This is a genomic window from Mesorhizobium sp. M4A.F.Ca.ET.022.05.2.1 (genome assembly GCF_003998845.1).
GTDB lineage: Bacteria > Pseudomonadota > Alphaproteobacteria > Rhizobiales > Rhizobiaceae > Mesorhizobium.
In genome coordinates this window covers 1-10,010 of record NZ_RZOJ01000224.1, presented here as the reverse complement: position 1 = coordinate 10,010, position 10,010 = coordinate 1, and the positions used below count along the sequence as shown (strand labels likewise).

Here is a 10,010-nt window from a genome sequence, read left to right as displayed (position 1 = left end):
ATGTGCGGGTAGAGCGCGTAGCTCTGGAAGACCATCGCGCTGTCGCGGTCCTTGGGCGGCATGTCGACGACGTCGACGCCGCCGATGCGAAGACTGCCGCTCGTGATGTCCTCCAGTCCCGCGATCATCCGCAACGCAGTGGATTTGCCGCAGCCGGACGGGCCGACGAGGATCAGGAACTCGCCGTCCTCGACCGACAGGTTCAATTGGTCGATGGCGTGAAAATTGTTCCCGTAGGTCTTGCAGATATTCTCAAGAATGACTTCTGCCATCTTCCTCCTCCACAAGTCTCAGTTCGACCGCTGACGAGCGTTCGTAGATGTCAGAAGTTTCGTGACCTGGTCGTTGGTGGGCAGCGCTTCGCGCCCACCACGCCCCGTTACGGACAGGGCTGCCGCCGCGGCCGCGAACGCCACCCGGCCTGCGGTGTCGGCCCCGCGCGTCAATGCATGGGCATAGGCGCCATGAAAGCAGTCACCGGCGCCGGTCGAGTCGACGACGTCAACCCGGTGCGGGGGCAGGTGCCAGAGCCCTGTCTCGTCGCGCCCGCGATAGTAGACGCCCCTGCCGCCATCGGTCAGAACCACGGCGGACCGCGACGGCAACCACAATGCATCGAGCATCTCGGCCGGCGATCGGCGGCCTGTGGCAGTCCGCGCAAAGCCGAGGGGAAGAATGAGATGGTCGCATTGCGCGATCAGCCGCTCCGTGGCTGGGCCGGCGCTCCATTCGATATCGCCGAGAATCGCAAGGCCGAGATCGCGAGCCCGGGCCACGACATCCAGCGACCGGATCGCGTAGCTATCGACGATCAGCGCGGTCGCGCGGCCAAGAATATCGTCCGGAAATTCCGGAGCGGTGCCCAGCATCGCATCGTCGTCATACGCGATGAACCGTTCCCCGTCAGAACCGACGGTGATGCGCGAGCGCACCGGGCGCGCGTCGGGGTGGCGCGGCGCGAATGCGGTTTCAACACCGCTCGCCACGAGATCGCGCAGCGCGGCGTCGTCCGCGCCAGTGCCCAGCCATCCGATGAACCCGGCGGTTCCGCCGAGCCGCGCGACGGCGGCCAGCGCCGTCGCGACATTTCCCCCGAAAGCGCGGGCACTTTGCAGAACCTTCCCCTTGCCAGCCGACAACGGCTGATCGACGTAGACGATGTCGTCGATCGCAATAGCGCCGAAGCCGAGGATCGAGGGGACGGTGGGCATCGTTCAGGCACCCGCCTTCGTAAGCGCCTCTTGCGCCGAAAGGCCGTCATGGATGACGCCGCGAAAGGCAAGCGCTGCCTTCTGCGGATCGCCATGCCCCCAGAGATTGCGGCCGACCACGGCGCCGCGCGCCCCGGCACGGATGGCGTCCGCCGTCTGCTGAAGCGCGCCGAGCAGCGTATCGGTCTTCGGACCACCCGCGATTACAACCGGCACCGGGCAGGTCCGGACGGTCTCTCGGAACGACTCGAAATCGCCCGTGTAGCCGATCTTGATCACGTCGACACCGGACTCGTAGCCGATGCGCGCCGCATAGGCGATCTCGTCGGGGGTGAAGACGATTTTCGCCCCGTCGGTGAAATCGCGCGGGTAGATATGCGCCACCACCGGCATGCCGTAGCGAGCCGCCGCGTTCACCGAATCGGTCAGCCAGCGTATGTACTTGCCCTCGGTCGCGCCGCGCACCGGAATGGCCACGGCCAACGCATCGGCCCCCGCGCGCACCGCATCCTCGGGCGTTGCGATCAGCTCGCTGATGCGATCGTCCGGAGTGAAGCAACCCGCTTGGATCACCAGGGAAGCCTTGCCCGCATATTGCGGCCACAGATGGCGGGCGGTGCCAGGCTGGATGCTGACGTAGTCGGGTTTGCCCGCCATGACGCGCGCCAGCGCGCCCGGCAGGTCGGCAAGGCCGCCTTTGCGCACGTCGCCATAGCCGACGAAGTGGTCGACGGCGCCGCCAAAAAGATTCCCCGATGGATGCGAGAAGAGGCGCGCAAGGCGCACCTTGGTTCCGAGGCTCATGAGTTCAAAATTCCCCAATCGGTTGTTTTCAAAATCTGCTGCGTCAGCGTTTCCATATGCTCCATAAAATTTTTACGCGCGTCAAGAATTAAAATGTTGTATAGCGGCTTTCGATTGTGATCCATTGCTGGCACCAGGGTGCGGCCAAGCCGTGGCCGCGTTGGGAGGTACGATCGAAAATGCACGGAAAATCAAAGACAAAGCTCGGCATCGGTGTCATCGGATGCGGCAACATCTCGATGACCTATCTGCGCAATGCGGCTCTGTTCGGCGGGATGGAGTTGCGCGCCTGTGCCGACATTTCCGCCGACATGGCGGCGCTCCATGCCAAGGAATACGGCATCCGCGCGCTCGGCGCCGACGCGCTGCTGGCCGACCCGGACATCGAACTTGTCCTCAACCTGACGATACCGGCGGCGCATTTCGACATCTCGTTCTCGGCGCTTTCGGCCGGCAAGCACGTCTTCACCGAAAAGCCGCTGGCAACCTCGGCCGGCGACGGCCGCCGGCTGGTCGCCGAAGCAGCCAGCCGCGGCCTGCTGCTCGGCTCGGCCCCCGACACCTTCCTCGGTGCCGCCGGGCGCCGTGCGCGCCGCCTGATGGACGAGGGCGCCATCGGCCGGCCGGTGACCGGCACGGCCTTCATGATGGGGCGCGGCATGGAGCACTGGCATCCCAATCCGCAATTCTACTATCAGCCCGGCGGTGGCCCGGTCTTCGACATGGGCCCTTACTACCTGACGATGCTGGTCAACCTGCTCGGCCCGGTCGCCCGCGTCATGGCCATGGCGACGCGCGGCCAGGAGGAGCGGCTGATCACCGCCGACGGTCCCTTCAAGAACACCAGCTTCAAGGTCGGCACGCCGACCAACATCCTGTCGCTGCTCGAATTCCGCTCCGGCGCCACGGTCACCTTCGGCGCCTCCTGGGATGTCTTCAGGCACTCCAACCATCCGATCGAATTGCACGGCACCGAGGGCTCGCTGAAACTCCCCGATCCCGACACGTTCGGCGGCACCGTCTCGCTGTCGGCGCGCGGCGCCGACTGGAAGGATTTCGAGAGCGACGGCGAGCTCTACGGCGCGCGCAACTGGCCCTATGCCGCGCCCGACCGCGCCAACTACCGCATGCTCGGTGTCGCCGATCTGGTCCGGTCGCTGTCCGAAGGCAGGAGGCCGCGCGCCTCCGGCGAACTGGCGCTGCATGTGCTGGAGATCATGGAGGCGATCCTCGCCTCGGGCGAGAGCCGCGGATCGGTTGCCGTCAATGGCACCGTCGACCAGCCGCCGCTTCTCGCCGAGGACGAGGCGACGAGCCTGCTGGCCTGACGGGAGGCCGCCCGATGACGACATCGCCCTCGACGGCAACCGGGCTCGATCCGCAAGCCCGCCACGTGCTCGAACTCGGCCGGCAGGCTGCCCCCCCGCCGTTCGAGACCGGCACTCCCGACGAGGCGCGCCGCGCCTATGACCAGGGCTTTCCGGAGCTGCAGGGCGAGCGCGAGCCGGTTGGATCGGTCGGTGAGCGCACGCTCGCCGGACCCGGCGGATCGCTGGTGGTAAGAATCTATCGCGGGCAGGGGGCGCCGGCCCAGGCTGCTCCGCCGCTGCTCTATCTGCACGGCGGCGGCTGGGTGATCGGCAATCTCGACTCGCATGACGAGATCTGCCGCTGGTTCGCCAACATCGCGGCTTGCGTCGTCGTTTCACCCGCCTACAGGCTGGCGCCGGAGCACAAGTTTCCGGCGGCGGTCGAGGACTGCCGCGCCGTGCTCTCCTTCATGCGGGATGAGGCCGCCGCTCTCGGCATCGATGCGCGGCGCATTGCCGTTGCCGGCGACAGCGCCGGCGGCAACCTGGCCACCGTGCTCAGCCTGCTCGCGCGGGACGATGGCATCCCGCTCGCCGCGCAGCTTTTGCTCTATCCAAACACCGATGCATCACAGACGGCGGACAGCTATCGCCGCTTCGCCGAGGGTTTCGGCCTGACCGCCTCGACCATGGCCTGGTTCCGCAACCACTATGTCCGAGATCCAAGCGAAATAGGCGACTGGCGCGTCTCGCCGTTGAAGGCCGCAATCCTTGCAGGTGTTGCCCCCGCCTTCGTTGCCGTTGCCGGCCACGATATCCTCGCCGACGAGGGCGAGGCCTATGCGAAACGTCTCCAGGAAGACGGTGTACCGATGGTGCTCAAGCGCTGGCCGGGCCAGATCCACGGCTTCGTCTCGATGGGCCGCCACGGCCCGGCGGCGCGGCAGGCGGTAGAGGCGGCTGTTACCGCATGGCGTGAATTCGATCGCGCTTTCGTGAAAGATCAAGCCGACTGACGCATCACCAAAGTCGCGTCGAGATTGACCTTGGGCGCGACCGCCGTCTCGTCCTCGTTGAGGAGCGCCAGCAGCGTCTCGACGCTGCGCCCGGCCATGGCGGCGAAGTCCTGCGCCATGGTGGTGAGGCCGGGGCAGGTGTAGCGGCTGAGCGGATGATCGTCATGCGCCGCGACCCTGAGGTCGCAGTCCGCCTTGCGGCCGACCTTGATCCCCTTCGAGAAGGCGGCCGCCATCACGCCGAAGGCGAGACGGTCGTTGTTGCACAGGATGGTCTTGCCCGGCAGGCCGCCACTGGCAAGCATCCTCTCGGTCTGTTCGTAGCCGATCCGCTCGAAATCCCAAGTGTAGTCCCTGGTATTGCCGATGGAGATCGGCTCATGCCCGAGCCGCTTCATCGAGGCGACATAGCTGGCCAGCCGTTCGGGCGAGTTGTGGTTGACATGCGGAATGTCGAAATAGACCGGCGCGTCGCCCGATCGGCAGAGATACTCGACGATCGTCGCGACGCTCTGCGTGTTGTTGTTGCCGACGAAGGGCGTGCCGCCTTCGAGATAAGTGTCGAAATAAACGATCGGGATGGCCTGCGTCAGCTTCTCCAGCGTGCGGTGATCGGAGCGCCGCCCGAGCGGCGCGACGAGCGCGCCGGAGACCTTCAAGGATAGGATGGTGCGCGTCGCCTCGACCTCGAGCTCGGTCGAGCCGTGCGAGGAAATGACGATCGGCCAGTAGCCTTCGTCGCGCAGCCGAAGCTCGATGCGGCTGACCATCTCCGAATAGAACGGGTCGGTCACCGTCGGCACGACGATGCCGATGCTGCGGGTGCGCTTGCGGTTGAGGTTGCGGGCAAACAGATTGGGCTGATAGTCGGAGGAGCGCAGCGCTTCCTCGATGCGCTTCCTGGTCGCTGGCTTGACGCTGGTCGGATCGTCGAAATATTTCGACAGCGTCGGTCTGGAGACGCCGCAGGAACGGGCGAAATCCTCCATCGTCTTGTGCGTCATCGCCATTCCAACCCTCGCGGCATGGATATCCAAACCTTTGGCCCCATGCGACTGCCCCGGCACCTAGTTAGAGCGCGCCGGCGCGCACCTGCAAGGTGAAACTTTACAGACAAGTTTTCAAGTTTCAACGCGTTATGAGAAATTATTGCATGCGTAAATTTTGTGCAGAAGCGTGTGCAGCTTGCAGCGAGGGTGACGCCCGGAGCCGGATGATTTCAGGTCGAATCGACGTGAAATCTGAATCCGGCTCTAAATCAAAGAAATAGAGCATGATGTCGTCCGAAAACCGCTTCACACTTTCCGGCATCATGCTCTAGTAGACCGGCGTCGCCATATGCCGGGGCGCCGGCCATTCTTGCGTGATGCCGGGCTGCACCGGCCGCTCGAGATAGGTCGACAGCACCACATAGCTGCGCGTCGAGGTGACGCCCGGCGTTTCGTAAAGCCGTGACAGCAATCCCTCCAGCGCGCGCGTGTCCTCGGTGCGGACCTTGAGCAGCATGCAGGTGTCGCCGGCCACCGTATGGATCTCCTCGACTTCGGGGAACTCGGACACCGCCATCAGCTCCGGCGTCTTGCCCCAGCCCCTGGTGTCGATATGCACGAAGGCGAGCAGCGGCTTCTTCACCGCTCTGGGGTCGATGATCGCCGCCGTGGCGCGGATGGCGCCGCTGCGCTTGAGGCGCTTCACCCGCTCATGCGCCGCCGGCGGCGACAGGCCGACGCGATCGCCGAGCTCGGCGTAGCTGATGGTCGCGTCGTCGACCAGGATGCCTAATATCTTTCGGTCGATAGGGTCGATATCGCGGGCAGGCTGCCTGTTCCGCTGAATGCCATCTGTTTCTTCATCCATATCGGAATTCCTCATTGATGCCGAATTAAATACGGCCATTATGAGCATATGTCGAACAGTGATCAATCAGCAATTCTGGTGGCGGCGCCCCGGCCGCCAATCCCGGCGCTCGCCTATCTCCTGACCGGCTGCATCGCCGTCATCGGTTCCAACTCGCTGGTTCTCGGCCCGATCGCGCCCGCCGTGGCGACCTCGTTCGGGACGAGCGTGCCGGCGGTGATGAGCGCGGCCGCCGCGTTTGGCCTCGGCACCTCGGCCAGCGCGCTCTTCCTTGCCCGCTATATCGACCGGGTGGGCGCGCGCCGCATGCTGCAGGGCGCATTGCTGCTGCTGGCGCTGGCCCTGGTCGCCAGCGCGCTGGCACCGACGGTGACGGCGCTGGTCGCGGCCCAGCTTGTCGCCGGCATCGCCGCCGGCGTCGCCATGCCGGCGATCTACGCGAGTTCGGCGGCGATCGCGCCGCCAGGCCGCGAAAGCGGCACCATCGGCGTCGTGCTGACCGGCTGGACGCTCTCCATGGTGGCCGGCGTCTCGCTGTCGGCCGTGCTTGCCGATCTCGTGCACTGGCGCGCCGTCTTCGCCGCCGTCGCGCTCCTGGCCGCGATCGCCGTCGTCGGCCTGACAATGAGTTCGCTGCGCGACAGCAAGAAAAGCGGTCCGGCGCCTTCACCGCTCGGGGCGCTCGCCGTTCCCGGCATCCTGCCGCTGCTGATCGCCTGCGGCGCCTTCATGACCGCCTTCTACGGCGTCTACGGCTATCTCGGCGATCACCTTCACCAGGGCCTCGGCGAGCCGGTCAGCGCCAATGGCCTGGCCGCACTCGCCTATGGTTTCGGGTTTGGCGCGGCGGCACTGCTCGACGGCGTCATCGATCGCCTCGGCGCCCGGCGCGTCATGCCGTTCGCCTATCTGCTGGTGGCGGCCGTCTATGTCGCCATGGCCACCGCCAGCGGCAGCTTCGGCCTGCTCATGGCGACGATCGCCCTCTGGGGCCTTGCGAACCATTTCGGGCTGAACGTCCTGGTGATGCGCCTGACCGCGCTCGACCCCACGCAGCGCGGCACCATCATGGGCCTGAACAGCTCCGTCACCTATCTCGCCGTCTCCATCGGCACCGCCGGCTTCGGGCCGCTCTATACGAGCCTCGGCTTCGCCAATTGCGCCGTGATCGCGGCCCTGCTGATGCTGGTCGCCGCTTCGGCGGCGGCATGGCGCTCGGCAGGCACTGCCCAGCAGTAAGCTTGCGTCCCTGTTCGGTCCTTCGCTAAGGCTGGCAAATGGAACCGAACGGGCCGAAGCGATGAAGACGACGCTTGAGACCACCGCCGATCCTTCGGCGCAGGAACTCGCCTTCCTCGGCGAGCAACTCACGGCCTTTAACGACGCCGATGTCGGCGCCTCGGGCCGAAAGTCGCTCGCCGTCTTCGTGCGCGACGAGGCGGGCAAGGTGGTCGCCGGCATCTCCGGCTACACCGCCTGGGGCTGGCTGTTCGTGCAATGGCTGTGGGTCGATGAGAGCCTGCGCGGCCAGCACATGGCAGGCCAGATGCTGGAGGCCGCCGAACAGGAGGCGGTGGCGCGCGGCTGCCACGGCGCCTGGATCGACACTTTCAATCCGAAAGCGGTCAAGGCCTATGAGCGCCAGGGTTACCGGCCATTCGGCGCGCTGGATGACTTTCCGCTCGGCCGCAGCCGCATCTTCCTGCAGAAGAGCCTGCTCGCCCTCTGATCAGAGCAATTCCAGGAAAGTGTGAAGCGGTTTCCGTCCGCAATTGCGTCGAACGGGAACCTACCCGGCCAGCCTCCCGCCGCGCATCGGCTGCGGCACGCCTGTCGTGCTCGGAAAGCTGATCGGCAGGCCGCGCAGCACGCGCACCGCCAGGAAGGCGAAGCACTCGGCCTCGACCGCGTCGCCCTTCCAGCCGAGGGTCTCCGCCTGCACGACTTCGACGCCAGCGCGGCTGGCAAGCATCGCCATCATGGTCGGATTGCGGCGGCCGCCGCCGCTGACCGCGAGCCGCTTCGGTCGGCGCGGCAGGAGATCGAGCGCCTTGCCGACGGCGGCGGTGGTGAAAGCGGTCAGCGTGGCCGCGCCGTCCTCGGTGCCGAGCCCTTCCGCCATCGCCGCGGTGAAGTCGAAACGGTCGAGCGATTTCGGATAGGGTTTGGTGAGATACGGATGTTGAAGCAGCAGCGCGAGCCGTTCCTCGTCGACCGTGCCGGCCGCCGCCAGCCTGCCGTCGCGGTCCATCTCGCCGAGGCCCTTCGCCTTGATGAAATCGTTGACCGGCGCATTGGCCGGACCGGTGTCGAAGGCAACGATGTTGTCCTTGCCGTCCCACCAGGTGACGTTGCCGACGCCGCCGAGATTGAGCACGGCGGTGTCGCCGCTGGCGTCCGCCTCCTTGAGCAGCGCCGCGTGATAGGCGGCGGCGAGCGGCGCGCCCTGTCCCCCGGCGGCGACGTCGGCCGAGCGGAAATCATAGGCGACCTTGGTGCCGAGAATGGCGGCCATCAATTCGCCGTCGCCGAGTTGACGGGTGCGGCCGATCTGCCCCGGCTGCGGGGCGCGGTGCAGAACGGTCTGGCCGTGGAAGCCGACGACGCCGATATCGGCCATCGTCATGCCCTGGCCTTCCACGAGATCCTTGACCGCCGCCGACTGCGCGCGCGTCAGCGCCTCCTCGGCCTCGCGGAAGATCTCCGGCTCCGGTCCCTCGAAGTTCCAGAGGCGCGCCCGCCGCAGCGTCTCCTCCAAAAGGCTGCGGATCGATTGCGGGTAGGGCGCCAGCGTGTAGGTGCCGAAGTCGGCGATGCGCTCGCCGTCGGTCTTGATCAGCGCCACGTCAATATTGCCGTCGAGTACGGTGCCTGTCATCAGGCCGACGGCCCAGATTGGTTGCATGGTCGCTCCTCGAATCGCCGTTGAACCACCTGTCGGACGGATCGGTCCTGCAGGCAAGCGTTTCGCGGTGTCGCGATGGAACCTGCCGTCGGGACCGGCCCCCTTTTGCGCCGGGCGGCCAAAATCGAGCAACACCGTTCTTGCCTCTTGCCGCCGAAGGCGCGACGCTGTCCGATGAAGAGGTGTCGGCCACGCCAGCCGTGCCGCATTCGCAGGAGGAAATCATGGCAGCCAATGTCGCAGTGATCGCAGGCGCTGGTGCTGGCCTCAGCGCATCGTTGGCGCGGCTTCTCAGCAAGGAAGGTTTCCGAGTCGTCCTTGCCGCTCGCAATGTCGACAAGCTTGCGGCACTTGCCGGCGAGACCGGCGCACAGGCGGTGGAAGCGGATGTATCGGATGCCGCCTCCGTTGCCCGACTGTTCGAGGCCGCCGACGAGGTCGGCTCGCTCGATGTCGCGGTTTTCAACGCCAGCGGGCGCACGCGCGGACCGATCGCCGAGCTCGACCCGGACGCCGTGAAACAGGCGCTGCTGGTTGGCGCCTATGGCGGCTTCCTTGTTGGCCAGCAGGCGGCGCTGCGGCTGCTGGCGCGCGGTTCCGGCTCGATCCTGTTCACCGGCGCCACGGCAAGCCTGAAAGGTTTTTCGGGATCGGCCGGCTTCGCCATGCCGAAATTCGGCCTGCGCGGACTGGCGCAGTCGATGGCGCGCGAGCTCAGCCCAAAGAACATCCACGTTGCGCATTTCATCATCGACGGCCAGATCGAGCCGCCCGGGCAGGCGGCCGAGCCGGACCGGCCGGATCGCCGCCTGTCGCCGGACGCGATTGCCGAGACCTATCTTGCGGTCCACCGCCAGCACCGCAGCGCCTGGAGCTTCGAGGTGGAGCTCAGGCCCTGGGTCGAGAT

10 protein-coding genes and 1 pseudogene are annotated in these 10,010 nt (G+C 66.3%); 5 read left to right on the top strand and 6 right to left on the bottom strand.

Annotated elements, in window-relative coordinates; genetic code table 11:
* The 3 genes and pseudogenes from EN745_RS21985 to EN745_RS21975 form a co-directional block, all read right to left on the bottom strand.
* Positions 1–272 (bottom strand): ATP-binding cassette domain-containing protein (locus tag EN745_RS21985; RefSeq protein WP_145992092.1); only part of this gene is annotated, 272 nt, incomplete at its 3' end.
* A pseudogene (locus tag EN745_RS21980) lies at positions 253–1,211 on the bottom strand (PfkB family carbohydrate kinase). The gene EN745_RS21985 and the pseudogene EN745_RS21980, both read right to left, overlap by 20 nt.
* Before the next feature lie 3 nt (positions 1,212–1,214).
* Positions 1,215–2,015: a class I fructose-bisphosphate aldolase gene (locus EN745_RS21975; RefSeq protein ID WP_127422243.1), complete on the bottom strand. Its 801-nt coding sequence runs from the start codon at positions 2,013–2,015 to the stop codon at positions 1,215–1,217.
* Positions 2,016–2,194: 179 nt separating this feature from the next.
* Here EN745_RS21975 and EN745_RS21970 point away from each other — a divergent pair, with 179 nt between their 5' ends.
* Entirely contained in the window at positions 2,195–3,343 is a 1,149-nt protein-coding gene (locus EN745_RS21970) for a Gfo/Idh/MocA family oxidoreductase (RefSeq protein ID WP_127422242.1), read from the top strand.
* Positions 3,344–3,357: 14 nt separating this feature from the next.
* Entirely contained in the window at positions 3,358–4,341 is a 984-nt protein-coding gene (locus EN745_RS21965; RefSeq protein ID WP_127422241.1) for an alpha/beta hydrolase, read from the top strand.
* Here the strand turns inward: EN745_RS21965 and EN745_RS21960 are convergent.
* Complete coding sequence (locus EN745_RS21960) at positions 4,329–5,351, bottom strand: LacI family DNA-binding transcriptional regulator (protein ID WP_127422240.1); 1,023 nt, start codon at positions 5,349–5,351, stop codon at positions 4,329–4,331. The two genes, EN745_RS21965 and EN745_RS21960, sit on opposite strands and share 13 nt — an antisense overlap.
* A 307-nt stretch (positions 5,352–5,658) precedes the next feature.
* A complete protein-coding gene (locus EN745_RS21955; protein ID WP_126056125.1) occupies positions 5,659–6,198 on the bottom strand; it encodes an Lrp/AsnC family transcriptional regulator in 540 nt (179 codons plus the stop codon).
* 48 nt (positions 6,199–6,246) lie between these two features.
* Between EN745_RS21955 and EN745_RS21950 the strand changes: the two genes are divergently transcribed.
* Positions 6,247–7,437, top strand: a complete 1,191-nt coding sequence (locus tag EN745_RS21950) for an MFS transporter (RefSeq protein WP_126056124.1) — start codon at positions 6,247–6,249, stop codon at positions 7,435–7,437.
* A 61-nt stretch (positions 7,438–7,498) separates the two neighbouring features.
* Positions 7,499–7,927, top strand: coding sequence for a GNAT family N-acetyltransferase (locus EN745_RS21945; protein ID WP_127405571.1), 429 nt, complete (start codon positions 7,499–7,501; stop codon positions 7,925–7,927).
* 60 nt (positions 7,928–7,987) lie between these two features.
* On the opposite strand, the gene EN745_RS21940 is transcribed toward EN745_RS21945, so the two are convergent.
* The gene (locus EN745_RS21940) at positions 7,988–9,103 is read right to left on the bottom strand and encodes an anhydro-N-acetylmuramic acid kinase (RefSeq protein ID WP_127422239.1); all 1,116 of its coding nucleotides are present in this window, start codon (positions 9,101–9,103) and stop codon (positions 7,988–7,990) included.
* A 224-nt stretch (positions 9,104–9,327) separates the two neighbouring features.
* Here EN745_RS21940 and EN745_RS21935 point away from each other — a divergent pair.
* The coding region (locus tag EN745_RS21935) for an SDR family NAD(P)-dependent oxidoreductase (protein ID WP_127422238.1) at positions 9,328–10,010 on the top strand (683 nt) is incomplete at its 3' end.

Coding starts and splice junctions, on each gene's coding strand:
- EN745_RS21975 (WP_127422243.1), bottom strand. CDS start 2,015: ATGAGCCTCGGAACCAAGGTGCGCCTTGCGCGCCTCTTCTCGCATCCA.
- EN745_RS21955 (WP_126056125.1), bottom strand. CDS start 6,198: ATGGATGAAGAAACAGATGGCATTCAGCGGAACAGGCAGCCTGCCCGC.
- EN745_RS21945 (WP_127405571.1), top strand. CDS start 7,499: ATGAAGACGACGCTTGAGACCACCGCCGATCCTTCGGCGCAGGAACTC.
- EN745_RS21965 (WP_127422241.1), top strand. CDS start 3,358: ATGACGACATCGCCCTCGACGGCAACCGGGCTCGATCCGCAAGCCCGC.
- EN745_RS21960 (WP_127422240.1), bottom strand. CDS start 5,351: ATGGCGATGACGCACAAGACGATGGAGGATTTCGCCCGTTCCTGCGGC.
- EN745_RS21970 (WP_127422242.1), top strand. CDS start 2,195: ATGCACGGAAAATCAAAGACAAAGCTCGGCATCGGTGTCATCGGATGC.
- EN745_RS21940 (WP_127422239.1), bottom strand. CDS start 9,103: ATGCAACCAATCTGGGCCGTCGGCCTGATGACAGGCACCGTACTCGAC.
- EN745_RS21950 (WP_126056124.1), top strand. CDS start 6,247: ATGTCGAACAGTGATCAATCAGCAATTCTGGTGGCGGCGCCCCGGCCG.